This window comes from Halorubrum sp. Ea1 (genome assembly GCF_002252965.1).
Lineage (GTDB): Archaea > Halobacteriota > Halobacteria > Halobacteriales > Haloferacaceae > Halorubrum.
In genome coordinates this window covers 1-26,662 of the sequence record NZ_NHPG01000017.1, presented here as the reverse complement: position 1 = coordinate 26,662, position 26,662 = coordinate 1, and the positions used below count along the sequence as shown (strand labels likewise).

Here is a 26,662-nt window from a genome sequence, read left to right as displayed (position 1 = left end):
CGACGCCGACGCCGACGCCGTCGTCGCGTGGCTGCGCGACCGATGACCGGCAAGCTCGGCCCCGAGGCGCTCGCGGCGGTCCTCGCGGCGACCGGGGCCGACGACGACGCGATCGAGGCGGGACCCGCCTACGGCGAGGACGCGGCCGCGATCGACCTGACCGGCGCGGAGTCGACGCTGGTGGTCGCCGCGGACCCGCTCTCGCTGGCGGCCGACGCCGTGGGCGAACTGGCGGTCCACGTCGCCTGCAACGACGTGGCCGCGAGCGGCGCGGACCCGCGGTGGCTCACGCACACGCTCTTCCTGCCCGACGACGACCCGGCGCGCCTCCGGACGGTCGCGGAGCAGGTGGACGCGACCGCCCGCGACCTCGGCGTCGCGGTCGTCGGCGGCCACACGGAGGTGCTGCCGTCGCTGGAGCGCCCGCTCTGCTCGATGACCGCGCTCGGAACGACGGACCGCTTCGTGTCGACCGGCGGGGCCGAGCCGGGCGACCGGCTCCTCCTCACGAAGGGCGCCGGGATCGAGGCGACCGCGATCCTCGCGACGGACTTCCGCGAGGAGTGCGCCGAGGCGGGCGTGTCGGCCGCGACGCTCGATTCCGCCGCCGCGTTCCTCGACGAGGTGGGCGTCGTCCCCGACGCGGCCGCGGTCCGCGACGCCGCGACCGCCATGCACGACCCGACCGAGGGCGGTCTGCTCACCGCCCTCGTCGAGACCGCGAGCGCGAGCGAGACGGTCCTCGCGGTCGAGCGCGACCGGGTCCCGGTTCGACCCGAAACGGAGGCCTGCTGCGCGGCGGTGGGCGTCGACCCGCTGGCGACGTTCGGCTCCGGCGCGCTGCTGGCGGCGGTGCCGCCCGAACGCGTCGGCGAGGCGATCGACGCGCTGGCGGCCGCCGGGATCGCCGTCGGCGAGATCGGCGAGGTGCGGGCGGCGGACGGGGCGGGCGGTGTAGACGCCTCCGACGCTTCCGACGCCTCCGACGCCGGCGCCGTCCTCCTCGACGGCGATCGGATCGATGAGCCGCCTCGCGACGAGCTGTACCCGTTATGGGAGTAGCGGAGGCGGAGGAGCCCTCGGGGGAGCGGGCGGCCGCGTCGGACCCCACACCCCGATCGCTCACCTTTTTTCCGCGTGAGACCGAACCGAGTGTCATGACTGGCGCACGCGTCGGCTCGTCGCTCACCGACGAACAGGAGGCGATCCGGGAGCTCGTCCGGGAGTTCGCGGTCGAGGAGCTCCGGCCCGGAGCCGGCGAGGCCGACGAGGCCGAGTCGTTCCCGGAGGACGCCTGGGACGGGCTGGCCGAGCTCGGGCTGACGGGCCTGACGGTCCCCGAGGCGTACGGCGGCTTCGACGCCGACGAGACGACGTACGCCGTCGTCAACGAGGAGCTGGCGTACGGGCACCTCGCGGTCGCGACCGCGCTGTCCGTCCACTGCCTCGCCACGTCCTGTATCGCCGAGTTCGGGAGCGAGGCCCAGCGGGAGCGCTGGCTCCCGGAGATGGCGGCCGCGGGCCGACCGGTCGGGATGTTCTGTCTCTCCGAGCCGCACGCGGGGTCGAACCCGGCGGAGATGTCGACGACGGCCGAGTACGACCCCGAGACCGACGAGTACGTGCTGAACGGCGAGAAGCAGTGGATCACGAACGGGAAGCGGGGCGGCGTGGCGATCGTCTTCGCGAGGGCCGACGCCGGTGAGCCGGACTCGATCACTCAGTTCCTCGTCCCGGCCGACGCGGAGGGGTTCGAGGTCGGGAGGAAAGAGGAGAAGCTCGGACTCCGCGCCTCCGACACGACCGGGATCAGCTTCGACGGCTGTCGGGTCCCGGCGGAGAACCGGCTCACCGAGGAGGGGAAGGGGCTCTCGGCCGCGTTCCGGACCCTGACCGGCGGCCGGATCGGGATCGCGGCGCAGGCGGTCGGCGTCGCGCAGGCCGCGCTCGACGAGGCGACGTCGTACGCCGCCGAGCGCGAGCAGTTCGGCGAGCCGATCGCCGAGATACAGACGATCCGCCATAAGCTCGCGGAGATGGCGACGGACGTCTCCGCGGCCCGCCTGCTCGTGCGCGAGGCGTGCCGGCAGGCCGAGGCGGGCGAGGACAACCGCGTCGCGGCCTCGAAGGCGAAGTACCGCGCCAGCGAAGCGGCGATGTCGGTGACCAACGAGGCGGTCCAGATCCACGGCGGCTACGGCTACACGACCGACTTCGACGTGGAGCGGCTCTACCGCGACGCGAAGATCACGGAGATCTACGAGGGGACCACGGAGATCCAGAAGACGATCATCGCGCGGGGGGTATTGGGCAAATGACGGGTGACGAGCCGGCGACCGGCGACGGCGGACCGACCGGTCCCGCGGGATACGACGCCGTCGTCTACGACCTCGACGGGACGCTCGTCGAGCTCGCGGTCGACTGGGGGACGGTGGCGTCGTCCGTGCTCGACGTGTACTCCAAGCACGCGGTCAAGCCGCCGACGAGGGATCTCTGGGGCCTGCTGGAGGCGTCGGACGAGTACGGGATTCGGGAGCCGGTAGAGGAGGCGATCGGGCTCCACGAGCGGGCCGGCGCGCGCGACTCGACGCTGCTCCCGCTCGGCGAGCGACTGGTCGAGGGAGCGGGCGATCGGCCGAGCACGCCGCCGGCCGGCGTCTGCTCGCTCAACTGCGAGGAGGCGTGCCGGGTCGCCGTCGACACGCACGGGCTCGGCGACGCCCTCGATCCGGACGCGATCGTCGGCCGCGACACCGTCGGGACGCACAAACCGGAGCCGGAGTCGCTGCTCGCGGCGGTCGAGCGCCTCGGCGCGGCGCCGGGGGACGCGCTGTTCGTCGGCGACTCACCGCGCGACGCGGAGGCGGCGGAGCGCGCCGGCGTCGCGTTCGCGTGGGCGGCGGACCTGATCTAGCTCCCGGCGCCCTCGCTCGCGCGATCGCGTTCGTCGTCCTCGGCGGCGTCACCGTCGTCCTCGGCGATTCTCACTCCACCCTCGGCGTCATCGTCGTCTCCCGCCACTCCGCCGTCGCCGGCGCTTCCCACTTCACTCTCGGCGTCCGCGTCGTCTCTCGTCACGCCGCCGTCGCCGGCGTCGGTGCGGCGCGCGTAGAGCGCGACGGCGACGGCGGTCAGGAACCAGATCGGCGCGCCGACGCGGACCGCGAAGGCGGCGCGGGCCCCCCACGACTCGAGGGTGACGAACGCGGAGAGGACCGCGACGACCGGAGCGCCGACGACGATCGTGAGCACGAACGTCGTCTGCATCACCCAACCGTAGTCGACCCCCTCGAACTCGGCCCGCTCGACAGGTTGCACGCCTCCGCCTCGGGCGCCGAGTGGCAAATCGGTGGCGGTCGCCGGGCGGGAGCGACGCGAGAGAGACGGGCGGCGCCGACGCGTCGGGTTTCCGGATCCCGGCGATTTTAACCGGTCGCGCGGGTGAGTTCGGGTATGACCACGACGCGGGGACTCCGGGACCGCGAGGCGCCGATCACGATGCTGACCGCGTACGACGCCCCTTCCGCCGCGGTCGTCGACGAGGCCGGCGTCGACGTCATCCTCGTCGGCGACAGCATGGGCAACGCCGTCCTCGGCTACGACTCCACGCTCCCCGTGACGCTCGACGAGATCGCGAGCCGGACCGCGGCGGTCGCCCGCGCGACGGCGGACGCCCTCGTCGTCGCCGACATGCCCTTCCTCTCGTTCGGCGTCGAGCCGGCCGAGTCCGTGCGTAACGCCGGCCGGCTGCTGAAGGAGGCCGACGCCGACGCGGTGAAGATCGAGAGCGGCCCACACACCGTCGAGATGACGCGGCGCATGACCGAAGTCGGGATCCCGGTGATGGCGCACCTCGGCTTGACCCCCCAGCACGTCAACCGACTCGGCGGCTACGCCAGACAGGGGACCGATCAGGACGCCGCCGAGGAGATCGTCGACCTCGCCGGCGCGCACGCCGAGGCCGGCGCGTTCGCGCTCGTGTTAGAACACGTCCCCGCGAACCTCGCGGGGGCCGTCACGGAGGCGCTCGAGGTCCCGACGATCGGGATCGGCGCGGGCCCCGACTGCGACGGGCAGGTGCTCGTGATCAACGACGCGGTCGGGCTCGGCGACTGGTCGCCGCCCTTCTCCCGGCAGTTCGGCGACGTTCGCGGCGAGATGCTCGACGCGGTCACGGCGTACCGCGAGGCGGTCGAGAGCGGCGAGTTTCCAGCGGACGAGCACTGGCACGTCGAGGAGGAGCTCGACGACCTGTACTGAGTCGGACATTTATAAGCGAACGGCGGCGATGCGGAGAAGACCTCCGAAGCCCCAGTCGCTCGGATTTACATGACTGGTTCCTTTGTGGTGAACACCTCCAAAGCCCCAGCCGTGAGGCGGGCGCACGCTCGCTGCGCTCCTCGGTCGCTCACTCCGTTCGCTCCCTGCGGTGCTTTCGTCACCTGCGCCCGCCTCACGGCTGCCCCTTTGAGTCCCACCCCGACCGCACCGCAACCGCACCTCACGCCTCCCCAGCCTCGTCGGTGGTCCTTCGCTTCGCTCCGGACCACCGACTCCCTCGCGCGGTGCCGTTCGCGGCCTGCCGGCCGCTCACGGGCACGCGCCACCGCATCCGATTTTATAAGCTATCTTCGCTGCGGCTCGTCGATTTTTAAATACCGCATCGACCTCCGTTTCGAGCGACCTCACGTTCGAAGAGTCGGGTCCCAACGGAGCTACTGAACCGGATCCCACGACGAAACCGTCACACTCGGCGTGGGGTATATACGCGCGAACGGCCTACGTGAACCCGTGACAACCCGGACCATCCGCGCCCGCGACCGGCCGGTGTTCGGCGTCGACGTACACAGCGGCGACGTCCGCGGCGACGACCCCTCGTACGCCCTCGTCATCCTGGATCCCGTCGACGAAGACGACCCGGACGCGCCCGACGCCGACGGGCCGATGGCGCGGGTGACCCGCGACGTGGTGTCGTTCCGGAAGCTCTGCCGGCTGATAGACGACCGCGAGCCGCTGTACGTCGCCACCGACAACGCCTACGAGCTGGCGGCGAACAAGAACGAGCTGGTGGGCTTCCTCCGGTCGCTGCCCGACGGCACCAGGCTCGTGCAGGTGACCGGCGCGGAGCGCCCGGAGCCGCTCTCGCGAGTCGCCTCTCGCCACGGGATCCCGTACGGGAAAAAGCCGATGAAGGAGGCGGAGGCGTCGGCCCGGCTGGCCGCCGCCAACGTCGGCCACGAGGTGACCGCGTTCACCGACGAGACGCGGGTGAAGGTGTCCCGCGGTCGATCGACCGGGAAGGGCGGCTGGAGCCAGGACCGCTACACCCGGCGGATCCACGGCAACGTCCGGAAGCGGACGCGACAGGTCCAGTCGAAGCTGAAGGAGGCGAACCTCGACTTCGAGCGCGACGTGACCGAGAAGTACGGCGGCTACGCGAACGCGACGTTCGCGGTCGAGGCGCGCCCGGAGGACATCCCCGTGTCGAACTCGCGGGCCGGCGACGTGCGCGTCGAGGTCGAGCGCGAGCGCCGCGACGGGATCGAGTACGAGCCGCTCGTGCGGCGGCGCGACCGGGTGATCGTCGGCATCGATCCGGGGACGACGACCGCGGCGGCCGTCGTCGGGCTCGACGGCACCGTCCACGCGCTGTACTCCTCGCGGACCGCCGACACCGCGGAGGTGACCGAGTGGATCATCGAACAGGGCCGCCCGATCATCGTCGCCGCCGACGTGGAGCCGATGCCCGAGACCGTCGAGAAGTTTCGGCGCTCGTTCGACGCCGCCGGGTGGCGGCCGACGACGGACCTCCCCGTCGACGAGAAGCTCCACCGGACCCGGGAGGCGGGCTACGACAACGACCACGAGCGCGACGCGCTGGCGGCCGCGCTGTACGCCTACGACGACCACGAGGACCAGTTCGACCGGATCGCGGCGAAGACCCCGCCGCGGCTCGACCGCGAGGCGGTGATCGCGGGCGTCGTCGCCGGCGGCGCCTCGGTGGAGTCGGTCATCGCGGACCTCAGCGAGGACGACGGGGGCAGCGGCGGAGACGGCGGGGACGACGCGGACGAGTCGGACCCCACCGAGCCCGAGCGCACCGAGGAAGAGGAGACGATCCGGCGGCTCCGCGAGCGCGTCGAGCGGCTGGAGTCGCACGCGGAGTCGCTGGAGGACGACCTCAGCGAGCGCGACGAGCGGATCGCTGAACTGGAGGGGGAGCTGGAGGAGGCGAAACGCGAGGAGCGGATCGAGGCGCGCTCCCGGCGCGCCGTCTCCCGGCTCGAACGCGAGACGGACCGGTTGGAACGCGAGCGCGACGAGGCGCGCGAGGCCGTCGAGGAGCTGGAGGGGAAAGTGGAGACGCTGAAGGAGCTGTGGCGGCTCGACCACTCCAACTTCGACGACGTGGCCGCGGACCGGGGGCTCGTCAGCGTGAAGGCGGTCGAGCAGTTCACGCTCGACGCGCTGGAGGCCGCCGACGAGGCGTACGGGCTGGTCGCCGGCGACGTGGTCTACCTCCGGGACGCCTCGGGCGCGGGCCGCCGGACCGCCGAGCGGCTGGCCGAGACGGAGCCGCGAGCGGTGATCCGCGACGGGAACCTCTCCGACGTCGCCGATCAGGTCCTCTTCGACCACGGCGTGCCGGTCGTCCCGGCCGACGCGGTGCCCGTCCGCGAGGTCGACGAGCTCGCGGTCGCTGACGAGGCGACGCTGGAGGCCGCGGTCGACGACTGGGAGCGGCGGGCCGAGCGACGGCGGAAGGCGGAGAAACAGGAGCACCTCGACCGGATCATCTCGGAGCACCGAGCGGGGCGGACGCTGCCGGAGACCGAGGAGTAGCACCGGCGAAGACAAGAGGGCCGTTCCGCGGGAATTTTGCCCGTCACGCGCCGGCGCGCTTCCAGAAGTCATATGTCCGACAACCGCACAGTCGTTCGTATGGACGCCTACGAGCGGATCACCCGGAACGCGGCCGAGGTGGTCACCGAGGAGGAGATCGAGGCGCTGGCCGACGACCCCGACGGGAAGCGGGCGTACGTCGGCTACGAGCCCTCGGGCGTCCTCCACATCGGGCACATGCTCACCGCGAACAAGCTCATCGACCTCCAAGAGGCCGGGTTCGAGGTGACGGTGCTGCTCGCGGACGTGCACGCCTACCTCAACGACAAGGGGTCGTTCGAGGAGATCCGCCACACCGCAGAGCGCATGCGCGACCAGTTCATCGCGTACGGGCTCGACGAGTCGAACACGCAGTTCGTGCTCGGCTCCGACTTCCAGCTCGACGACGACTACACGCTCGACCTGCACGCGCTGGAGCTGGAGACGACGCTCGCGCGGGCCGAGCGCGCGATGGCCGAGATCACCTCCGGCGACTCGGTGAAGGTGTCGCAGGCGGTGTACCCGCTGATGCAGGCGCTCGACATCCCGTACCTCGGCGTCGACCTCGCGGTCGGCGGGATGGAGCAGCGCAAGGTCCACATGCTCGCGCGCGACGTGCTCCCGAGCATCGACCGCGAGCCGCCGACGAGCCTCCACACGCCGCTCATCGCCGACCTAGGCACCGGCCGCGGGAAGATGTCCTCCAGCGAGGGCGTCACCATCTCGATGGAGGACTCCCGCGAGGACATCGAGTCGAAGGTGAACGACGCGTACTGCCCGCCGACCGCCGACCCCGAGCCGACCGACGACGGCGAGTCGCGGGAGAACCCCGTCCTGCAGGTGTTCGAGTACCACGTGTTCCCGCGGTTCGAGACGGTCCGCGTCGAGCGACCGGAGGAGTACGGCGGCGACTTGGCGTACGACGCGTACGACGCGCTGGAGGCCGACCTAGAGTCCGGCGAGCTCCACCCCGCCGACGCGAAGGGCGCGCTCTCCGAGTACCTCGACCGGCTCATCGCGCCGGGCCGCGAGCAGCTCGCGGAGTAGCCGGGGTCGCTTCGGCCCGTCTCGCTATTTCTCGCCCGCCGCGTGCCCCGCGTACTCACAGGGCCCGTCGAGGCAGTCGCGACCGGTCGCCGTCTCGAAAACGGGGAGCCCGCAGTCGCACTCGTCGACGACGACGCCCGAGGGGATCGAGAACGTCGTCTCGCAGTCCGGGTAGCTCTCGCAGCCGAGGTAGACGCGGCCCGGCGCGGAGTTGACGGTCAGTTCGCCGTCGCAGTCCGGGCAGTCCCAGACGCGGTCGAACCGGTCGCTGACGGCCGCCTCCATCGGGTCGCACGAGGGATCGAGACAGAGGTGAAACGGCTCGCCACGTTCGACCCGGATCTTCGGGAGCCCGCAGTCGTCGCAGACCCCGTCGGTGACGCTCGCGCCCGCGGGGAGCCCCCACCGCTCCTCGCAGTCGAGACAGACCACGTCGCCGCGCGAACGCACGAGCGGCCCGCCGTCCGCCGGGCAGGTGCCGACGGGAACGCCGGCCTCCGTGACCGGGAGCGCGCGGCCCGCGGTCGCCTCCTCGGCGACGACCCGGAGCCGTCGAGTCCCGTCGCGAGCCGTGACGGAGAAGCCGTCGCCGTCGCCCTCGACGACGACCGAGTCGGGGCGGGTGAGCCACGCGACCGGCTGGTAGCCGTCGGCGTCGTGGACGAGCGTGGTGTCGTCGGGCTTGATCAGGACGACGACGCGCCCGCGGTGGGTGCGGGAGCGGTCGCCGCGTTCGGTCACGCGACAGTCGCCGGCGAACACGCGGAGTCGTTCGGGCATGCCGCGGGGTTGCCTCGCTTTCCGATTTAACCGGCGGGCGACGAGGTCGGGCCGGGAGCGACCGGCCCGCGTTCCTCGGACGGGAGAATCGTGTGTTTAACTTAACAAGATCGTTTCTGTAAGGCTACATATGAGCGAGGTCCCTGGAGCGGACTCGTCGGGAACAGCGGAGTCGGCTTCACCGGTCCGGGTCGGCGTGTTGAGCTTCCACAACAGCAAGGAGACCAAAGCGATCCTCAACGCCGTTCGCGCGTTGGGGCACGAGCCGGTCTGGCTCCGCGAGGAGAACACCAGGTCGTGGATCGAGGCCGGAGACCTCCGGTTCGACCCCGACGTGGACGTCGTCGCGAACCGACTACTGATGACGAAGGCCGCTCAGCCGCTCGACGACATCGGGATCGCGACGGGCTACGCCGCTTCGCGTCCCGTGTTGAACCCGCCGGCCGTCGTCGTCCGAGCCCTGCACAAGTACGGCGCCGCGGCGACCCTCACCGCCGCCGGCATCCGAGTTCCGGACGCGTACATCGCGTTCAGCAACCGGACGATCAACGAGGGCAACCGCCTCACGAGCGAGAAGGCGGTCCACAAGTCCGCGATCGGGACGAACGGGGACCGGATGGCGGTCATCGACGCGGGCGACGTCGTCGCGCCGCACATCGCCCGCCGCCGGGCGTTCATCCAGGAGTTCATCGACACCGGCGCCGAGCGGCCGTTCGACGTCCGCGCGTACGTCGTCGGCGACCGCGTCGTCGGCGCCATGAAACGGTACGCGCCGTCGGACGAGTGGCGAACGAACGTCGCCGTCGGCGGCGAGGTCGAAGACTTCACCGACGACCTCCCGGAGGAGGCGGCGCGGTTCGCGCGCGAGGCGGCCGACGCGCTCGACCTCGACTACGCCGGCGTGGACCTGCTGTGCCGCGACGGCGAGTGGTACGTTCTCGAGGTGAACACGACGGCGGGGTTCAAGGGGCTCTTCGAGGCGACGGGGGTCAGCCCCGCACCGTACATCGCCGCCCTCGCGATCGAGCGGGGCGGCGGCCGCGTCGACCCCGACCGCGTCGCGTCGCTCGCGGCGGTCCTGGACGACTCGGTCCCGGAGTGCAAGCCGTCGCTCGATCCGGAACCGGAGGCGTCGACGACGATCGGCTACACCGAACGCGTGACGGTGAGCGCGGGCCAGAGGGCGATCGAGGTGATCGGCAAGTCGGACACCGGTGCCCGGCGAACGAGCATCGACCTCGACGTCGCCGCGGAGATCGGCGCGGGTCCCATCGTCGACACGGTCCGCGTGAAATCCGGGTCGCGAACCGGGCGACAGAAGCGGCCGCTGGTCGAGATCGACCTGAAGATCGGGAATCGGTGGCGGACCGTGACGGCGAGCATCGAGAACCGGAACCACATGACCTACCCCGTGCTCCTCGGTCGGGACATCCTCGACGGCTACCACGTGGACATCACGAGGCGGGAACGCGAGGAGTGACCGTACTTACGCCACCCGGACCGTCCGCGTCGCCCTGACGGGCATCAGCGGCAGGTCCGGGAAGACGACCTCGACGACGAACTCCAGCTCGTCGGCGTCGGGCGGGCCGAAGACGCCGACCGGGACCGTCGTCTCGCCGTCGAGGTACGTCGTCGTCGCCGTCATCTCCACGTCGTTGACGGTGACCCGGATACCGGTCCGAGCGCTCCCCGAGACGGTCGCGACGGCGACCTCGCACATCTCGTTTTCCCCGACGGCGATGTCGCCCGGAAAGTCCCCCCAGTCGACGTCGATCCGCGGGCAGTCGCGCGCGGCGTCGACGATCCGCTCGGCGACGGAGCCGCTCATGCCGGCGTTCTCGAGGGCCGCGGCGCCGGCGTCGACGACGGCCGCGGGCGAGGTGAGCCCGGCGTCGGCGAGCCGCTCGGCGCGGCCGGAGCCGACGCCCTCGATCGCGGTGAGCGCGACCGCCTCCCGCGAGACGCCGTGCTCGACGCGCGCCTCGACGCGACACGCGAGGTTCGCGGCGCGGGGGCCGGCGAATCGGTCGAGGAACTCCGAGAGCGCGGCGAGCAGGCGGAGCGCGTTCTGTCGGATCACCCACGCGTCCGAGCGCAGGTCCGAGGGAACGGAATCGGCCATCCCGGCGAGGAGGATGGCGAACACCTTCCGGTGGCCGTCCTCCAGGTCGGTGTCGTGGCCGTCGAGGATACGGTCGATCGCGTCCGACTCCGCCGACCGCGCCGACACCGAGTCGAACTCGCCGGCCGACGCGACGGTCTCCAGGATGCGGTCGACCGTCAGCGTCTCGCGGTCGGCGAGCCGCCGGAAGCGGCGAGCCGTGTCGAGGCGGAGGTAGTACTTCGAGGCGAGGCGACCGAGCCCCGTCGGCTCGATCGCGAGCTCGTCGTCCGCCGCGACGAAGCCGTCGTCGACGAGCGAGTCGAGGGTGTCCCGAACGCGGTCGCGGAGGGTGCCGAAGTCGTACGCGTCCGGCTTCGATTCGGCGCGGACGTAGTAGAAGGTCGTCTCTAACCACGCCATCACGTCCTCCAGCCCGCGGATGGTCCCCATCGCGATCTCCGCGTTGAGGTGCGACTCCAGCTCCGCGGCGAGCCGGGACTCGATCTCTTTCCCCTCCCGCAGCAGCTTCCGGTACTTGTCCGCGTCGGCGCGGTCACAGACCACCCAACCGTACCCGACGTCGTCGTAGCCGGGGCGGCCGGCGCGGCCGAGCATCTGGAGCACGTCCAGCGGCGAGATGTCCGTCTCGCCCTCCAGCGGGTCGTGGTACTTCGTGTCGCGGATGACGACGCAGCGCGCCGGGAGGTTCACGCCCCACGCGAGCGTCGACGTCGAGAAGAGCAGCTTGATCTTCCCCTGTTTGAACCACTCCTCGACCCGGTCGCGATCGGCCTTCCCGAGCCCGGCGTGGTGGAAGCCGACGCCGTCGGTGACCGACTGCCGGAGCGTGTCGTTGGTGAGATCTTTCGCCTCGTTGTGGAAGTCGTAGTCGCCCCGGGAGTCGATCGGGATGTCGCGGTCCGTGATCTCGTCGCGCGCCTTCTTGGCCGCCTGCACCGTGTCCTGCCGCGAGGAGACGAACACGAGCGCCTGCCCGTCCTCGCGGACGTGCGGCTCGGCCAGGTCGAGCGCGCGGTAGAGCCGCCGGTACTTGTCGGCGAAGGCGTTCGACCCGTGCGAGTACGTCTTCACGCCCGTTTCAAGGTCTACCGGGCGGTACTCGTCGCCGAACTCGTAGGTCGTCTCCGCTGGCGCGTCGAGCCACTTGGCGACGTCCGCGATATTCGGCATGGTCGCCGAGAGCGCGACGACGCGGGGGTCCTGCAGCCGGCGGAGCCGCGAGACGGTCACCTCCAGCACCGCGCCGCGCTTCTCGCTGTCGAGCAGGTGGACCTCGTCGATGACGACGCAGTCGACGTCGGTGACGAACGAGTAGCGCGCTGAGTCGTGCTTCCGGGTCGCGCTGTCGGCCTTCTCGGGCGTCGTCACGAGCACGTCCGCGCGCTCGGCGCGGCGGGGGTTGAGGTCGCGCTCGCCGGAGACGACGTACACGGAGTAGCCGAGCGCTTCGAACCGCTCCCACTCGCTCTCTTTCTCGTTGGTGAGCGCGCGGAGCGGAGCGATGAAGAGGGCAGTGCCGCCCTCCGAGAGGGTCTTGCAGATCGCGAGCTCGGCGAGCGCGGTCTTTCCGGAGGCCGTCGGCGCGGAGGCGACGACGTTGTGGTCGGTCTCTAAGATCCCCGGGAGCGCCTCGCGTTGCATCCGATTGAACTCGTCGAAGCCGAACGCGTCGGCGAACTCCGGCACCGCGTCCGCGACCTTCACGCCGCACCACGCTCGCGGGGGACTCGACGGCGACCGAGCGGTGTTCGCATCACGTCGAGTCGGGGGGCTCCAGCCCAAAGGCGTTTCTCATGTGGGCGGCGGGGGACTGTCGACGCGAACGGACGCGCCCGCCGTCTCGGGCCGCCCCTCGGATCGATCCCCACCGTCGACCCCGGGCGTTTACGTGAGCGGGGGTCGACCGCCCGGTATGATACCGTCGGACCCGATCGTCGTCGGAGCCGCGGCCGTGATCGCCCTGCTCGTCCTGGTGACCGTCGTCCGTCGCCTGCGAGGGCCGTCCGGGGAGGCCCGCGAGTCGAAGCGCGCCCACGAGGCCGCACAGGAGCGCGAGCCGCCGGTCGAGATCGGCGAGACGTACGAGTTCGGCGTGACGGAGCTCACCGACCACCACACGGGCGCGGAGGTCGCCGTCGGCAAGGTCGAGGGGTTCGTCGTCTTCGCCGAGGACATCCCGAGCGACCTCTCGACGGGCGACGTGATCCGCGCGAAGGTGCTCTCGTTCAACGAGGGGCGCACCTCGGCCGACGCGACGTTCGTGACGAAGGCGTAACGGGACCGGATCCCGGGGGCGAACGCGACCCGCGCGGTCCACCTCCGCCCCGAGCATGAGGTTCATACGTGATGGCGACGAAGGGGTTTCGTAATGGCTCAGGCCGGGAATCAGGACCTCACGGAGCGGTTCATTCAGTTCTACCGCAACTACTACCGCGAGGAGATCGGCACCCTCGCGCAGCGATACCCCAACGAACAGCGCTCCCTGTACGTCGACTACGACGATCTGTTTCAGTTCGACCGCGACCTCGCCGAGGACTTCCGCACGAAGCCGGACCAGATGCGCGAGTACGCCGAGGAGGCGCTGCGGCTCTACGACCTCCCCGCCGACGTCAGCCTCGGCCGCGCGCACGTCCGGATCGAGAACCTCCCCGAGAGCATCGACATCCGCGGCATCCGCGTTCACGACGACCACATCGGGAAACTCGTCTCCGTCAAGGGGATCGTCCGCAAGGCGACCGACGTCCGCCCGAAAGTCACCGAGGCCGCCTTCGAGTGCCAGCGCTGCGGCACGATGACGTACATCCCCCAGAGCGACGGCGGCTTCCAAGAGCCCCACGAGTGTCAGGGCTGCGAGCGACAGGGCCCCTTCCGCGTCAACTTCGACCAGTCGGAGTTCATCGACTCTCAGAAGCTCCGCATCCAGGAGTCGCCCGAAGGGCTTCGCGGCGGCGAGACGCCCCAGTCGCTCGACGTCGACATCGTCGACGACATCACCGGGAAGGTGAGCCCCGGCGACCACGTCACCTGCGTCGGCGTCCTCCACATCGAACAGGTCGAGCAGGGCAACGAGAAGTCCGCCATCTTCGACCTGTACATGGACGGCGTCTCCATCTCCATCGAGGACGAGGAGTTCGAGGACATGGACATCACCGAGGCGGACAAACGCGAGATCATCGAGCTCTCCAACCGCGACGACATCTACGAGGCGATGGTCGGCTCCATCGCGCCCGCCATCTACGGCTACGAGGAGGAGAAGCTCGCGATGATCCTCCAGCTGTTCTCCGGCGTCACCAAACACCTCCCCGACGGGTCGCGGATCCGCGGAGACCTCCACATGCTCCTTATTGGCGACCCTGGAACGGGTAAATCTCAGATGATTTCGTATGTAGAAAACATCGCGCCCCGATCGGTCTACACCTCCGGGAAGGGCAGCAGCGCGGCGGGGCTCACCGCGGCCGCGGTACGCGACGACTTCGGCGACGGCCAGCAGTGGTCGCTCGAGGCCGGCGCGCTCGTGCTCGCCGACAAGGGGATCGCCGCGGTCGACGAGCTGGACAAGATGGACTGCGTGACCGGCGACACGCTGGTCACGCTCGCGGACGGGCGCGTGGAACGTATCGACGAGCTGGCACGGGATGCCGCGGAAGACGGCGAAATCGAGGATCTCTCGAACGGCCGACGAATCCGCGACGTCGATCTCGAGGTCTGGACGATAGACGAGGACGGCCGGCTGGTCGAGCGTCCCGTGTCCGCGGTGCACGAGTACGACGCGCCGTCGGAGCTGACGCGAGTGACGATGGAGACCGGAGAGTCGCTGACCGCGACGGCCGACCACCCGTTCTTCGTCCTCGACGACGGCGAGCGCGTCGAGCGCGAGGCGGCGGCGCTCGACGACGGCGACTGGGTGTACGTCCCCCGCGAGATTCCGGCGAAAGCGACGGACGGTGCGGGAGCGGTGGGGGCTGCAGGCGGTGATGTCGACGCCGAGATCGTCGACGGCGAACTCGTCGATGCCGGCGAGGGAATCGACGCCGCGATGGCGAGCGTCCTCGGATATCTCTCGGGCGACGGGAACGTCTACTACGACCGCGAGGAGGGCGTCTACGGCGTCCGGTTCACCAACACCGACGACGAACTGCTCGCCGACTTCGAGCGGGCGGCACGAGAGGCGTTCGGCGCGGAGCCGACCCGTCCGCCGAGCGAAAAGCGTGAAGGCGGCGTCGAGACGGTCCGCGTCACTGGAAAGGAGTACGCAGACGCCGTCCTCGACGCGGGGATGAACCTCGGTCGGTACGACGAGAAGTGCTTCCCGACCCCTGTTTCGACGGGAAGCCGCGCGGCGAAGGCCGCGTTCGTCCGTGCGCTCGCCGACAGCGAGGGCCACGTCGACGAGTCGGCGGGCAACGTTCGGATAGCGTCGGCGAGCAGGGACCTGCTTCGAGGGGCGCGGAACCTCCTCTTACAGTTCGGCGTGTCGAGCCAGCTCCAACACCGCGAACGAAACGGGGGCAGAGACGTGTACTACCTCACGGTGACGGACGCGGAATCGCTCGCGGCGTTCCGCCGCGCTATCGGATTCACCGCCACCCGAAAGGCGGAGGCGCTCGACCGCGTCGTCGAGGCCGCCGACGGCGACCGTACGATTCTCGACGTGGTTCCGGAGATAGACGGCCTACTCGCGAAATGCCGCGAGTCGCTTCGGCTTCACCAGAGCGAATGCGGGCTCGACGCGGTCACGTATCACGACTTCGAGAGCGGAACCGCGAACGCGTCGCTCCATCGAGCGCGCCGGATACTCGCCGCATTCGAGGACAGACTGGAGGCGGCGGCCGAGGACCGTCGCGTGCTCGACGGAGAGGCGGCGTGGGAAACCCTCGCCGAGATACGCGAGCGGTACCACGTCTCCCAGTCCGAGCTCGCCGAGGGAACGGCGCTGTCACAACAGCGGATCTCCAGCGGATGGGGCGAGAGCGACGACGTTCGTCGAACGGTGGCGAGCCGGCTTCGCGACGTTCTCACTGCGGTCGGCGAGACCGATCTCGATGGTCTGCGAGAGTTCGGACGGGGTGACGTGAAGTGGCGCCGCGTCGAATCGATCGAAACCGTGCTGCCGGAGTCGACGGAACACCGTAGCGAGGTACTTCGGCAGCGTCTCGCCGACATCGTCGGCGGGCCAGTCGAAACGGCAGAGCGACGGGCTCGCGAGCTACTCGACCGCGGTCAAGTCGGCGAAGTACGATCGGAACTGGCGGCGACGCTCGACGCGTACGGCGTCAGTCAGGCCGACGTGGCCTCGTCGCTCGACGTGGATCAAGCGACCGTGTCGCGGTGGCTGTCCGGGGGCGTCGAGACCGACAGGCTCGGCGATCTCCGCGAAGCGATCGGAGCCGAAGTCGACGCCGTCAAGGACGAACTGCGCTCGCTCCTGGCTCGGATCGAGGACGGGCGGCAGCCGAAGGTGTACGACCTGACCGTCGACGAGACGCACAACTTCGTCGCGAACGGCCTCGTCGTTCACAACTCCTCCGACCGCTCCGCGATGCACGAGGGGCTCGAACAGCAGAAGATCTCCGTCTCGAAGGCGGGGATCAACGCGACGCTGAAGGCGCGGTGTTCGCTGCTCGGCGCCGCGAACCCGAAGTACGGCCGGTTCGATCAGTACGAGCCTATCGGCGAACAGATCGACCTCGAACCCGCGCTCATCTCGCGGTTCGACCTGATCTTCACGGTGACGGACAGCCCGGACCCCGAGCACGACTCCCGGCTGGCGAAACACATCATCAAGACGAACTACGCCGGCGAGCTCAACACGCAGCGCGAGGAGTTGGCGAGCTCCGAGTTCACCTCGGACCAGGTGGCGGAGGTGACTCAGGAGGTCGCGCCGGAGATCGACGCCGAGCTGCTCCGCAAGTACATCGCCCACGCGAAGCGCTCCTGTTACCCGACGATGACGGAGGAGGCGAAGGAGCTGATCGAGGAGTTCTACGTCGACCTGCGCTCGAAGGGCGCCGACGAGGACGCGCCGGTCCCCGTCACCGCCCGGAAGCTGGAGGCGATGGTACGGCTCGCGGAGGCGAGCGCGCGGCTCCGGCTCTCGGACACCGTCGAGCGCGAGGACGCCGATCGGGCGACCGACATCGTGGAGTCCTGTCTCAAGGACATCGGCGTCGACCCCGAGACCGGGCAGTTCGACGCCGACGTGGTCGAGACGGGCACCTCCAAGAGCCAGCGCGACCGCATCAAGAACATCAAGGGCCTCATCGCGGACATCGAGGAGGAGTATCAGGAGGGCGCGCCCGTCGAGGAGGTGCTCGACCGCGCCGGCGAGATCGGGATGGACCCCGGAAAGGCCGAACAGGAGATCGAGAAGCTCCGCACGAAGGGAGAGGTGTACGAGCCGAAGCAGGGGCACCTGCGGACGACGTAGATGGACCGGATCTCCGCGATACGGAACGTCGAGGACGCCCTACGCGCGTTCGAGGACGGCGAAGCGGACCTCGCCGACACGGAGCGGCGGGTGGCAGCGGTGCTCCGGACCTACGCCACGGAGTTCGACGGGGAGGACGACGTGTTCCGCGCGGTGGGGGACGATCCGGTCGACGGGCGAGTCGTCGTGGCGCCCTCGGCGCCGGCCGCCCGCGAACGAGCGCTCGCCCTCTCCGGAGTCGACGCGAACGGGTCCGACGATCTGACAGACCCCGAAAACGACGCAGTCACGGAGTTCGAAGTCGAACGAGTAGGCGATCCGGAATAGTTCGGAACCGATAAGTTCGGCCCTCGATCAGCCGCGTCCGTGCTGCTGATCGTGACGTATTCGGAAGCGGCTCGCACCGGACTCCGGAACCTGTGTCGACGCCACGAGGAGCCGGTCGTCCGCCGGTTCGGGCGGGCCGCGTTGCTCGACGCGACGACGTACGCCGCGTTCCTCGCCGTGCGGCTCCGGGAGTCGCACGGCGGCGACGTCCAGATCGAGCGGACGGAGCCGTTCAACGAGTTCGTCGCGCTCGACGAGTCGGTCCGCGAGGCGGCGAGCGCGTACGCGGACCGAGACGCGACGGCGACGCCGTACGCCGCGTTCGCCGCCGGGACGGACCATCCCGACCCGGACCGACTGAAAGGCGAGGAGCTGTGACCGGCGCGCCGGCGTCTGACGAGGCTGAGAAGCGCCCGTCCCCCGCGCCGGAGGCGGTCCTCGACCAGGTGCCGACCGGGACCAGCCTCAGGCGGGAGCTCGCGGCGGCGGCCCGGTCGCGCGGACGCGAGTCGTCGGTGCGCGACGATCTCGGTCGACTCCGGGAGGAGATCGCGGCGATCGGGGTCGAGTCGGTCGACCTCACCGGGGCCCGTCAGCGAGTTGCGGAAGCGAGCGGCGAGGAGGAGCGGCTGAAAGAGCGCGTCGCGGCGCTCCGCGGCGACGTGCGGGCGCGTCGGGCCGTCGAGGCGGAGACCGACGAGGCGCTCGGCGACCTCGAGTCCGCCGCGGCGGAGCTCTCAAACGCGCAGACCGAGCGGATCGCGGCCGAGCAGGCGCTCGAACGGGCCCGCGAGCGGGCCGCCCGCGCCCGCGACGAGCGGGAGCGACGGCTCGAACTCGAGGACCGGCTGCGAAACCGCCGGCGAGAGGCGCGCCATGAGCTCGCGATAGACGTGTATCCGGCGTTTCGCGCCGCTCTGGCGTCGGTTCCCGGCGTCGATCCGCCGCGGGCCGGAGCGGGGCCGTCGGAGTACGAGGGGCCGCGACTCGCCGCGTCGCTCGCGGCGGTCCGGATCGCCGATCTGGACGCCGCCGTCGCGCTCGGCGTCGAGGCCGCGCGCTGGCTCGCCGAGCGCGGGGAGCGGTCGCCGGAGGCGGTGCTCGACGAGACGGTCGTCCGTCCGGACCGCGCGCCCGACCCGTGATCGGGGTCGGCGTCGGACAGAGATTTATCAGCGATACCGCGTCAGCCGGCGTATGGATCTCTCGTGGACCGTCGACCGGGCGGGCGACGCGTCGCTGGTGCGCTGTCGGGTGCGCAACGAGGAGGCCGTCCCGCGACGGGTGCGGGTCGAGAGTCGGTTCGAGGCGCCGGTGCTGCCGCCGCGACGCGGCGGCGTCCCGGCGGACGGGTGGGACGCGACCGGAGTGACGCTGCGGGTCGACCCGGGCGACCGACGCGGGTTCGGCTTCGCGGTTCCGGCGCCACCCGTCGATCCCCCGGTCGAGATCGTCGACGTCGAGGCGGCCGACCCGGACGAGTCCGCCCGGGCGACCGCCGGTCCCGACGGCATCGACGGAGGTGGCGACGCGACGCCGGCCGACGCGCTCCGCGACCTCGCCGACCACCGGCCGCCGCGGGCGGCCGTCGACGGGGATCGCGAGACCGCCGACCGCCCCGAGAAGACCGCTCCCGGCGTCGAGGCGGGCGGTACCGACGGCGAGGGCGAGGACACCGGAGGCGACGCCGGGGGTTCCGGGCGAGCGGCTTCCGCCTCGGTCGACGACTGGTTCGCTGCGGTCGAGGCCCGGATCGACCGGGCGGAGCGGCTGACAGACGCCGACGTGGCGACGGCGACGGAGGTAGTCGCGGACGCGGGGGGTATCGACGCGCTCGCCGGCGTCGACGACCGGATCGACGGCGACGCTGACCGGCTCCGGGCGGTGAGCGAGCGCGCGGCGTCGCTGGCGGAGCGCGCGGCGGAGACCGATGTCCCGGTCGACGCGCTGGAGCGGCTCGCGTGATCCTCGCCGTCGCCGGGGGGAAGGGCGGAGTCGGGAAGACGACGGTCGCGTACAACGTCGCCGCCGCGCTCGACGCGGTCGTCGTCGACGCGGACCTCGGCATGGCCGACCTCCCCGGCGGTCGGGGTCCGGACCTCCACGACGTGCTCGCCGGGCGCGCCGACCCGACGGAGACGGTGCGAACCGGCCCTGTCGACATCGTTCCCTGCGGACGGACGCTCGCCGGCGCCCGCGCCTGCGACCTGTCGGCGCTGGGAGACGCGGTGGCCGCGATCGAGCGGGACCACGGCGTCGTCGTCCTCGACTGCCCGGCCGGCCGGCGGGCCGACGCCGGCGTTCCGCTCGCGGTCGCGGACGCGTGTCTGCTGGTGGTCTCCCCGCGGGCGTTCGCCTTGGCCGACGCGATCCGCACCCGAGCGCTCGCCCGCGAGCTCGGCGCCGGGCTCGTCGGCTGCGCCGTCAACCGAGTGACCGAGGAGCCGCCGACCGAGGCGATCGCCGACGCCCTGGGCGCGCCCGCGGCGGTGGTGCCGGCGGACCCGCGGGTCGGTCACTCCGTCGCCGCGGAGCGGCCGGTCGTCGACGCCGCCCCCGAGAGCGACGCCGCGCGGGCGATCGGGGGGTTGGCCGGGCGGGTCCCCCGCTGACTGAGCGCCGAGCGCGCGGAACATCGGGTCGCTTTATTCGGTCCGGGACCGAGGGGGAGCCATGTTCACGGTCGCGTTCCTCGTCGGCGTCGCCGTCGTCGGCTTCCTCGCGGTCGAGGTCGGACCGCTGTACGCCGCCGACCGCTTCCGCGACCTGCGGGAGCCGAATGACGGTGAGCGGAAGCGACTCGCCTCGCTCCGCGAAACCGCCGGGCTCGACATCGAGCGGGTCGCGATCGAGACCGACGGCGGGGCGACGGGAGACGAAGAGACTGCCGACGGGGCGGCGACGAACGGGGACGGCGCGGGGATCGGACGTGTCGACATCGCCGTTCGCGGACCGCCCGGCAGGCGGGTCCTGTTCCTCACGGAGAGCGTGCTCGACGGCCTCGACGAGGACGTCGCGATCGGCCTCCTCGCGGCCGAGGCGGGGCGCGTGGAGACGTACTACGGCGAGTTCCGCGCGGTCTCGATCGCAGCGGTGCTCGGAGTGCTGGCGGCGATCGTGACGGTCGCGGTGCCGTTTCAGGCCGGGTTCGCGTCGCTCGTCGCCGTGGCGCTCGTCGCGTTCTGGGTCGGCCGACGGGTGCAGTACGCCGCCGACGACCGCGCCGCGGACGCGGTCGGCGCGGGCCGCGTCGCCGACGCCTTCGAGCGCGTCGCCGCGGTTCGGGGGGTCGAGCCAGCGAGGGGCGACTGGTCGACGTGGTTCGAGGTACAGCCGCCGCTCGGCGATCGGATCGCGGCGCTTCGAGAACGGGCGGGATCGGACGACTGACGCGACGGGAACGGTCGGCGGTCGATACTCGGCCGTCGTTACTCGGCGGGCCGAGCGACGGCCTCGCCGGCGTCGACTCGGACGTCGTACCCGGCGACGGAAAACGAGAGGGAGAATCCCTCGTCCGAACGGTGCTCGACGAGCGCGTCGAGCGCGTCGGGGTCGACGTGGTCGTACAGGACGATGTCGGCCTCGTCGGCGAGCGCGTCGGGGTCGACCCCGACGAGGTCTGCGACGGCCTCGACGACCGCCTGGCTCGCCGGGCGGTCGTCGGAGCCGTGGGCGACCCGGACCGGTCCGGGGAGCGAACCGGCGTCGGAAGCGTTTGACGGAACACTGCTCATACCCGTCCTGTCGGCGAACCAGTATATAAACGCTCGCCGTCGTTAATCAAAGGTGATAATTCGGGCGATCCGACGGATGGATCGGCCGGAGACAAACCGTTAACGCCCTGCGCGAGACATCAGGTAACATGTCACTCGGACGCCCCACGGCGGGTATCGCCCGGAGAGCCGACGGCGACGCGTTCGGGTTCTTTTTTTAACTAACTGACGCGCGGCGGACCCGCCCCGCGACCGGGCGGCGAAACCGCGTGGTTCGGCGGACGGGACGGTCGGGCGGGAGACGAACCGACCCGTGTCGTCCCGCGACGGCGACGTGCCGGAACCGTTACCAACCAGCCACACGCGTATGGATACAACTCGAATGCGACTCCCGGAACGACAGCTCGCGGTCCTCGAGGCCGCGAGCGCGACGGACGAACGGACGATAGACGAGATCGCGGCGGAGACGGGGTTGAAGCCCGAGACCGTCGTCGGCGCCGCCTTCGACCTCCGCGACGAGGGGCTGTGCTCCGTCGCCGAGCGCACCGCCGAGACCCTCGATCTCACCGACGAAGGCCGACGCTACGTCGACGACGGGCTTCCGGAGACGCGGCTCTACCGGGCCGGGCTCGCGCTCGACGCCGGCGAGGCGCCGGTATCGATGGGGCGGGTCATCGGCGAGGCCGACCTCGACGGACCCGAGGTCGACATCGCGCTCTCGAACTTCGCCCGGAAGGGATTCGGGTCGATCGACTCCGGCGAGCTTCGGGTCGATCCCGACGCCGACCCCGACGCCGACCCGGAGGGGGCCGCGCTCGCGGCGCTCGCCGCCGGCGACGACCCCGGGGGCGACGACGCCGTCCTCGAGCGGTTGGACTCCCGCGGGCTCGTCGACCGCGGCGAGTCGGTGACGCGCTCGGTGACGCTCACCGACGACGGCGTCGACGCCCTGATGACGGGCGTCGAGGCGGCCGAGGCCGTCTCGGAGCTCACGCCAGAGCTGCTCGCCAGCGGCGAGTGGCGCGACGTGGAGTTCTCCGAGTACAACGTCGAGGCCGACGCCCCGACGACGCGCGGCGGGCGGAAGCACGTGCTCCGCCGGACGGCCGACCGCGTGAAGGACGTCCTCGTCGGCATGGGGTTCCAGGAGATGGAGGGCCCCCACGCCGACAGCGACTTCTGGATCAACGACTGCCTGTTCATGCCCCAGGACCACCCGGCGCGGACCCACTGGGACCGGTTCGCGCTGGACGTCGACCCGATGGACGAGATCCCGGAGGAGCTGATCGACCGCGTCGAGACGGCCCACCGGGAGGGGTGGGGCGAGGACGGCGACGGCTACCACTCGCCGTGGTCCGAGGAGTTCGCCCGCGAGGTCGCCTTACGCGGCCACACCACCTCGCTGTCGATGCGGTACCTCTCGGGGATCGCCGGCGCGGATCTCGACCCCCCGCAGCGCTACTTCTCCGTGGAGAAGGTGTACCGCAACGACACGCTCGACCCGACGCACCTGCTGGAGTTCTTCCAGATCGAGGGGTGGGTGATGGCCGAGGACCTCTCGGTGCGCGACCTGATGGGCACCTTCGAGGAGTTCTACCGGCAGTTCGGCATCACCGACATCCGGTTCAAGCCGCACTACAACCCCTACACCGAGCCCTCCTTCGAGCTGTTCGGCGAGCATCCGGAGACGGGCGAAGAGATCGAGATCGGGAACTCCGGCGTCTTCCGCGAGGAGGTCACCGGGCCGCTCGGCGTCGACTGCGACGTGATGGCGTGGGGGCTCGCCCTCGAACGGCTCGCCATGCTCACCACGGGCGCGGAGGACATCCGCGACCTCCACGGGACCCTTGCCGACATCGAGTTCCTGCGGGACGCGGAGGTGAGCTACTGATGCCCGTCGTCGACATCGACACGGACGAGCTGCGCGGGCTCACCGGTCGCACCGACGCGAGCGACGACGAGTTCAAAGAGGACCTGTTCGGGCTCGGCTTAGAGTTCGAGGGGGAGACCGACGACGGCCTCCTCCAGTTCGAGTTCGCGCCCGACAGGCTGGACCGCCTCTCCGTGGAGGGCGTGGCGCGCTCGCTGCGCTACCACCACGGCGACGACCGCGGCGTCTACGTCCCCGAGACGAACGACCCCGAGTGGACGATCGAGGTCGACGACTCCGTGCCGGACGAGCGCCCCTACGTGACGGGGGCCGTGATCCGCGGCGTCGACCTCGACGAGGGCGCGCTCGAGTCGCTGATCCAGCTCCAAGAGAAGCTCCACGCGACGATGGGTCGCGGCCGCGCGAAGGGCGCGATCGGGATCCACGACCTCGCGATGCTCAAGGGCGCGCCGCTCCAGGAGGGGTCGGAGCCGTCGATCACCTACCGCGGCGTCGAGCCCGACGGCGACACGTTCGTTCCGCTGGACGCGAACGACGAGCTGACCCCCGCCGCGGTGCTCGACGAGCACGACACGGGACGGACGTACGCCGACCTCGTCGCGGACCTGGACCGGTACCCCGCGATCTACGACGAGCTCGGCCTCTTCTCGTTCCCGCCCGTCATCAACGGGAAGCGGACCGAGGTGACGACGGGCTCGCGCGAGCTGTTCGTCGAGCTCACCGGCACCGACCAGTGGACGATCGACCGAATGTGTAACATCGTCTGTTACGCGCTCTCCGCCCGCGGCGCGACCATCGAGGAGGTGAAAGTGAACTACGCCGACGGCGCGGCCGCCCCGAGCGAGTACGGCGCCGAGCTCGTCCGTCCGAACCTCGACCTCGACGAGAAGTCCGTCGGCCACGACCGGATCGAGACGCTGCTCGGCGTCGACTTCGAGCCGGAAGAGGTCGTGGACTGCTTCGAGCGCGCCGGCCTCGACGCCTCGTACACGCTCGACGAGGACGTCACCTACGAGGTGGAGATCCCGCCGTACCGCGTCGACGTCCTCCACCCGCTCGACTTAGTCGACGACGTGGGTCGCGCCTACGGCTTCGACGAGCTGGAGCCGCGCTACCCCGACGTGGGGACCGTCGGCGGGCGCCACGAGCGCTCCCGGCTGGAGGACGCGGTCCGGACGAGCCTCGTCGGGCTCGGCTTCGAGGACCTGCTCAACTTCCACATGACGAGCGGGACGGAGAACTACGACCGGATGAACGTGGAGCCGGGGAGCGCCGCCTTCGGCGGCGGCGAGCCCGCCGAGATCACGGAGCCGTACAGCGAGGAGTACACCCAGCTCCGCACGTGGGCGCTCCCCTCGCTCGTGCTGCTGTTGGAGCGGAACACTCACAACGCGTACCCGCAGGACGTCGCGGAGGTGGGCTTCGTCGCCGAGCGCGACGACTCGGAGAACACGAACGTCGCCGAGCGCCGCCACGTCGCCGGCGCGGTCGCCCGGCGCGACGCCTCCTACGAGGCCGCGAAGGGGCGCCTACAGGCGGTGTGCGACGACTTCGGGGCGGAGCTCGCGACGCCCCGCACCGAGCACCCGTCGTTCATCGACGGGCGGACCGCCGCGGTCGAGATCGACGGCGAGCGGGTCGGCGTGATCGGCGAGGTCCATCCCGCGGTCCTCGTCGAGCACGACCTCGAGGTCCCGGTCGCGGCCTTCGAGTTCGACCTCGACGCGCTGCGCTAGCCGAACCGTTCCCCTGCGGAACCGTCTGCCGGCGAAACCGCCCGATCCGACGGTTTCACGATCGTTCGGGATCGTGAGATCAGGAACAGAAAGTATTTGTGTCGGTTGTCGAAGGAACTTCGCATGAACTGTGAGAGGTGCGGCACCGACGCGCCGGTCCGCCATTGCGACGTCGACGGGTTCGCCTACTACCTCTGCGTGACGTGTTCCGAGGAGTGGGGCGCGGTGACGGAGCGTCCGGACACGTCGACGCCCGCGGACTCCGCTGAACGGTCCGTGGTGCAGTAGGGCGACGAGTCGAGACCGGGGTTACCCCTCGAACCCCTCCTCCCACCGGAACGTCCCGTTCCGCTGGATGACCTCGCCGTCGACCTCCATCCGGGAGCGCTCGCTCACGTCGGTTATCATGTCGACGTGGACCGCGCTGTCGTTGCCCGACTCCCCCTCGGGGAGGCAGGCGCCGTAGGCGCGACCGACCGCCATGTGGACCGTGTCGCCCATCTTCTCGTCGAAGAGGATCGAGTCGGTGAAGCGGTCGATCCCGCGGTTCATCCCGATGCCGAGTTCGCCGAGCCGCCGGGCGCCCGGATCGGTGTCGAGGACGCCCGCGAGCGCGTCCTCGCCGGTCTCGGCCGCGAAGTCGACGACCTCGCCGCCCTCGAAGACGAGGTGCACGTCCCGGACGCGGGTCGCGTCGATCGTCATCGGCACGTCGAAGAACGCCTCGCCCGCGGTGTCGAACGGGGCGGTGAACACCTCGCCGCTCGGCAGATTGTGCGAGTCGTACGCCACGGAGGCGGCCGAGTTGACCGCGGTGCGGCCGGCGATCGACATCGTCACGTCGGTGTCGGGCGCGCCGTCGCGCTCGGTGACGAGTCGGACCTCCTCGCCGGCGTCGAGGACCCCCTTCATCCGGGCCATCTCGGCGGCGAGCGCCTCCCAGTCGCGGAGGACCGCGTCGTAGACGAAGTCGCGGTACTCCTCGTAGGCCATCCCGGCCTGCTGGGCGAGGCTCCGGGTCGGGTGGACCGTCGACACCCAGTCGGTGTCCATCCGGGCCTCGCGGACGCCCGTTCGCGCCTTGGCGTACGCCTGCCGGGTCTCGCTCGCCACGTCCGCGGTCGCGGTGGTGTTGCGACCGCCCCCGATCCGGAGGTAGGCGTCGGCGGCCTCGAAGATCGCGCGGTCGACCGCCGGGTCGTCGTCGAAGTCGGGGACCGCGTCGCCGTCGCCGTCGGCGCCGTCGCCGTCGGCACCCGCCTCGGCGCCCTTCAGGTACGCCCGGGAGAGCTCGTCGGAGCCGTACAGCGTCGTGACGGTCGCCCCGCGCTCGCCGAGCGCCTCGGCGACGGCGACGCCCAGCTCGTGGGCGTCCTCGGCGACGCTGACGACGACGTCGTCCCCGGGCTCGACCCGCGCGCTCCAGTCGACGAGCACCTCGGCGTGCTCGCGTACGCGTTCGTCCATTACTCCGTGTGTGTTCGGGGAAGCGTAAATCGGTGCCGGGACGGTGATTATTTATCATCGATCGACGACACGGCGGCGGACTCCGACGACGCGTCGGTCGCTTATTCATAAATAACTCCTCGGAATCGGTGAAGAACGTCGCCAAAGCCCCAGTCGCGCTCGGCTCCCGCGGCTCGCTGTGCTCCTCAGTCGTTCGCTTCGCTCACTCCTTGCGGTGCTTGCGTCGCCGAGGTTCGCCGAGCGCGACTGCCCCTTTGAGTCCCGCCC

The 26,662-nt window shown here is 70.9% G+C and carries 23 protein-coding genes; 18 read left to right on the top strand and 5 right to left on the bottom strand.

The window, feature by feature from the left end; translation table 11 throughout:
• The first annotated feature begins 42 nt into the window (after window positions 1-42).
• From DJ73_RS02440 to DJ73_RS02430, 3 genes are all read left to right on the top strand, one after another.
• On the top strand, window positions 43-1,062 hold the full coding sequence (locus tag DJ73_RS02440) for an AIR synthase family protein (RefSeq protein ID WP_094557209.1): 1,020 nt from the start codon (window positions 43-45) through the stop codon (window positions 1,060-1,062).
• A 95-nt stretch (window positions 1,063-1,157) separates the two neighbouring features.
• Window positions 1,158-2,318, top strand: coding sequence for an acyl-CoA dehydrogenase family protein (locus DJ73_RS02435; protein WP_094557208.1), 1,161 nt, complete (start codon window positions 1,158-1,160; stop codon window positions 2,316-2,318).
• Complete coding sequence (locus tag DJ73_RS02430; RefSeq protein WP_094525207.1) at window positions 2,315-2,914, top strand: HAD family hydrolase; 600 nt, start codon at window positions 2,315-2,317, stop codon at window positions 2,912-2,914. The genes DJ73_RS02435 and DJ73_RS02430 overlap by 4 nt, the downstream gene beginning before the upstream one ends.
• On the opposite strand, the gene DJ73_RS02425 is transcribed toward DJ73_RS02430, so the two are convergent.
• Entirely contained in the window at window positions 2,911-3,318 is a 408-nt protein-coding gene (locus DJ73_RS02425; RefSeq protein WP_094557207.1) for a DUF5822 domain-containing protein, read from the bottom strand. The genes DJ73_RS02430 and DJ73_RS02425 overlap by 4 nt on opposite strands.
• A 135-nt stretch (window positions 3,319-3,453) precedes the next feature.
• On the opposite strand from DJ73_RS02425, the gene panB reads away from it, so the two are divergent.
• The 3 genes from panB (at window position 3,454) to DJ73_RS02410 (ending at window position 7,929) form a co-directional block, all read left to right on the top strand.
• Window positions 3,454-4,260, top strand: a complete 807-nt coding sequence (gene panB / locus DJ73_RS02420; RefSeq protein WP_094525205.1) for a 3-methyl-2-oxobutanoate hydroxymethyltransferase — start codon at window positions 3,454-3,456, stop codon at window positions 4,258-4,260.
• Between the two features lie 531 nt (window positions 4,261-4,791).
• On the top strand, window positions 4,792-6,843 hold the full coding sequence (locus tag DJ73_RS02415) for a DUF460 domain-containing protein (RefSeq protein WP_094557206.1): 2,052 nt from the start codon (window positions 4,792-4,794) through the stop codon (window positions 6,841-6,843).
• A 99-nt stretch (window positions 6,844-6,942) separates the two neighbouring features.
• Window positions 6,943-7,929, top strand: a complete 987-nt coding sequence (locus DJ73_RS02410; RefSeq protein ID WP_094526916.1) for a tyrosine--tRNA ligase — start codon at window positions 6,943-6,945, stop codon at window positions 7,927-7,929.
• Window positions 7,930-7,953: 24 nt separating this feature from the next.
• Here DJ73_RS02410 and DJ73_RS02405 read toward each other — a convergent pair whose 3' ends face one another.
• A complete protein-coding gene (locus DJ73_RS02405) occupies window positions 7,954-8,709 on the bottom strand; it encodes a topoisomerase DNA-binding C4 zinc finger domain-containing protein (protein ID WP_170938351.1) in 756 nt (251 codons plus the stop codon).
• A gap of 130 nt (window positions 8,710-8,839) precedes the next feature.
• On the opposite strand from DJ73_RS02405, the gene DJ73_RS02400 reads away from it, so the two are divergent.
• Window positions 8,840-10,189 carry a RimK/LysX family protein gene (locus DJ73_RS02400; RefSeq protein WP_176451062.1) on the top strand — a complete coding sequence of 450 codons (1,350 nt, stop codon included), beginning with the start codon at window positions 8,840-8,842 and terminating at the stop codon, window positions 10,187-10,189.
• 6 nt (window positions 10,190-10,195) lie between these two features.
• Here DJ73_RS02400 and DJ73_RS02395 read toward each other — a convergent pair whose 3' ends face one another.
• On the bottom strand, window positions 10,196-12,538 hold the full coding sequence (locus DJ73_RS02395; RefSeq protein ID WP_094557205.1) for a DEAD/DEAH box helicase: 2,343 nt from the start codon (window positions 12,536-12,538) through the stop codon (window positions 10,196-10,198).
• 208 nt (window positions 12,539-12,746) lie between these two features.
• Between DJ73_RS02395 and DJ73_RS02390 the strand changes: the two genes are divergently transcribed.
• From DJ73_RS02390 to DJ73_RS02355, 8 genes are all read left to right on the top strand, one after another.
• Complete coding sequence (locus DJ73_RS02390) at window positions 12,747-13,109, top strand: TRAM domain-containing protein (protein ID WP_094525201.1); 363 nt, start codon at window positions 12,747-12,749, stop codon at window positions 13,107-13,109.
• A 93-nt stretch (window positions 13,110-13,202) separates the two neighbouring features.
• Window positions 13,203-17,261 (top strand): LAGLIDADG family homing endonuclease, encoded by a 4,059-nt coding sequence (locus DJ73_RS02385; protein WP_094557204.1) that lies wholly within the window; start codon window positions 13,203-13,205, stop codon window positions 17,259-17,261.
• Window positions 17,262-17,588, top strand: coding sequence for a hypothetical protein (locus DJ73_RS02380; RefSeq protein ID WP_094557203.1), 327 nt, complete (start codon window positions 17,262-17,264; stop codon window positions 17,586-17,588).
• A 39-nt stretch (window positions 17,589-17,627) separates the two neighbouring features.
• On the top strand, window positions 17,628-17,966 hold the full coding sequence (locus tag DJ73_RS02375; RefSeq protein WP_094557202.1) for a hypothetical protein: 339 nt from the start codon (window positions 17,628-17,630) through the stop codon (window positions 17,964-17,966).
• Entirely contained in the window at window positions 17,963-18,733 is a 771-nt protein-coding gene (locus DJ73_RS02370; RefSeq protein ID WP_176451061.1) for a hypothetical protein, read from the top strand. The genes DJ73_RS02375 and DJ73_RS02370 overlap by 4 nt, the downstream gene beginning before the upstream one ends.
• A gap of 52 nt (window positions 18,734-18,785) precedes the next feature.
• On the top strand, window positions 18,786-19,553 hold the full coding sequence (locus DJ73_RS02365; RefSeq protein WP_094526912.1) for a hypothetical protein: 768 nt from the start codon (window positions 18,786-18,788) through the stop codon (window positions 19,551-19,553).
• Window positions 19,550-20,200: a P-loop NTPase gene (locus tag DJ73_RS02360; protein ID WP_094525196.1), complete on the top strand. Its 651-nt coding sequence runs from the start codon at window positions 19,550-19,552 to the stop codon at window positions 20,198-20,200. Before DJ73_RS02365 ends, DJ73_RS02360 begins: the two co-directional genes overlap by 4 nt.
• A gap of 61 nt (window positions 20,201-20,261) precedes the next feature.
• Window positions 20,262-20,978: a peptidase gene (locus DJ73_RS02355; RefSeq protein WP_094557201.1), complete on the top strand. Its 717-nt coding sequence runs from the start codon at window positions 20,262-20,264 to the stop codon at window positions 20,976-20,978.
• A gap of 38 nt (window positions 20,979-21,016) precedes the next feature.
• On the opposite strand, the gene DJ73_RS02350 is transcribed toward DJ73_RS02355, so the two are convergent.
• On the bottom strand, window positions 21,017-21,322 hold the full coding sequence (locus DJ73_RS02350; protein WP_094525194.1) for a HalOD1 output domain-containing protein: 306 nt from the start codon (window positions 21,320-21,322) through the stop codon (window positions 21,017-21,019).
• Window positions 21,323-21,683: 361 nt separating this feature from the next.
• On the opposite strand from DJ73_RS02350, the gene DJ73_RS02345 reads away from it, so the two are divergent.
• The 3 genes from DJ73_RS02345 (at window position 21,684) to DJ73_RS20075 (ending at window position 25,216) form a co-directional block, all read left to right on the top strand.
• Window positions 21,684-23,192 carry a phenylalanine--tRNA ligase subunit alpha gene (locus DJ73_RS02345; protein ID WP_094557200.1) on the top strand — a complete coding sequence of 503 codons (1,509 nt, stop codon included), beginning with the start codon at window positions 21,684-21,686 and terminating at the stop codon, window positions 23,190-23,192.
• Window positions 23,192-24,928 carry a phenylalanine--tRNA ligase subunit beta gene (gene pheT / locus DJ73_RS02340; RefSeq protein ID WP_094557199.1) on the top strand — a complete coding sequence of 579 codons (1,737 nt, stop codon included), beginning with the start codon at window positions 23,192-23,194 and terminating at the stop codon, window positions 24,926-24,928. Before DJ73_RS02345 ends, pheT begins: the two co-directional genes overlap by 1 nt.
• A 123-nt stretch (window positions 24,929-25,051) precedes the next feature.
• Window positions 25,052-25,216 (top strand): hypothetical protein, encoded by a 165-nt coding sequence (locus DJ73_RS20075; RefSeq protein ID WP_158217301.1) that lies wholly within the window; start codon window positions 25,052-25,054, stop codon window positions 25,214-25,216.
• Window positions 25,217-25,237: 21 nt separating this feature from the next.
• Here DJ73_RS20075 and DJ73_RS02335 read toward each other — a convergent pair whose 3' ends face one another.
• The gene (locus tag DJ73_RS02335; RefSeq protein ID WP_094525191.1) at window positions 25,238-26,395 is read right to left on the bottom strand and encodes an aminopeptidase; all 1,158 of its coding nucleotides are present in this window, start codon (window positions 26,393-26,395) and stop codon (window positions 25,238-25,240) included.
• Between the last annotated feature and the right edge of the window lie 267 nt (window positions 26,396-26,662).

Coding starts and splice junctions, on each gene's coding strand:
- DJ73_RS02440 (WP_094557209.1), top strand. CDS start 43: ATGACCGGCAAGCTCGGCCCCGAGGCGCTCGCGGCGGTCCTCGCGGCG.
- DJ73_RS02435 (WP_094557208.1), top strand. CDS start 1,158: ATGACTGGCGCACGCGTCGGCTCGTCGCTCACCGACGAACAGGAGGCG.
- DJ73_RS02430 (WP_094525207.1), top strand. CDS start 2,315: ATGACGGGTGACGAGCCGGCGACCGGCGACGGCGGACCGACCGGTCCC.
- panB (WP_094525205.1), top strand. CDS start 3,454: ATGACCACGACGCGGGGACTCCGGGACCGCGAGGCGCCGATCACGATG.
- DJ73_RS02410 (WP_094526916.1), top strand. CDS start 6,943: ATGGACGCCTACGAGCGGATCACCCGGAACGCGGCCGAGGTGGTCACC.
- DJ73_RS02405 (WP_170938351.1), bottom strand. CDS start 8,709: ATGCCCGAACGACTCCGCGTGTTCGCCGGCGACTGTCGCGTGACCGAA.
- DJ73_RS02400 (WP_176451062.1), top strand. CDS start 8,840: ATGAGCGAGGTCCCTGGAGCGGACTCGTCGGGAACAGCGGAGTCGGCT.
- DJ73_RS02390 (WP_094525201.1), top strand. CDS start 12,747: ATGATACCGTCGGACCCGATCGTCGTCGGAGCCGCGGCCGTGATCGCC.
- DJ73_RS02385 (WP_094557204.1), top strand. CDS start 13,203: ATGGCTCAGGCCGGGAATCAGGACCTCACGGAGCGGTTCATTCAGTTC.
- DJ73_RS02380 (WP_094557203.1), top strand. CDS start 17,262: ATGGACCGGATCTCCGCGATACGGAACGTCGAGGACGCCCTACGCGCG.
- DJ73_RS02365 (WP_094526912.1), top strand. CDS start 18,786: ATGGATCTCTCGTGGACCGTCGACCGGGCGGGCGACGCGTCGCTGGTG.
- DJ73_RS02355 (WP_094557201.1), top strand. CDS start 20,262: ATGTTCACGGTCGCGTTCCTCGTCGGCGTCGCCGTCGTCGGCTTCCTC.
- DJ73_RS02350 (WP_094525194.1), bottom strand. CDS start 21,322: ATGAGCAGTGTTCCGTCAAACGCTTCCGACGCCGGTTCGCTCCCCGGA.
- DJ73_RS02345 (WP_094557200.1), top strand. CDS start 21,684: ATGCGACTCCCGGAACGACAGCTCGCGGTCCTCGAGGCCGCGAGCGCG.
- pheT (WP_094557199.1), top strand. CDS start 23,192: ATGCCCGTCGTCGACATCGACACGGACGAGCTGCGCGGGCTCACCGGT.
- DJ73_RS20075 (WP_158217301.1), top strand. CDS start 25,052: ATGAACTGTGAGAGGTGCGGCACCGACGCGCCGGTCCGCCATTGCGAC.
- DJ73_RS02335 (WP_094525191.1), bottom strand. CDS start 26,395: ATGGACGAACGCGTACGCGAGCACGCCGAGGTGCTCGTCGACTGGAGC.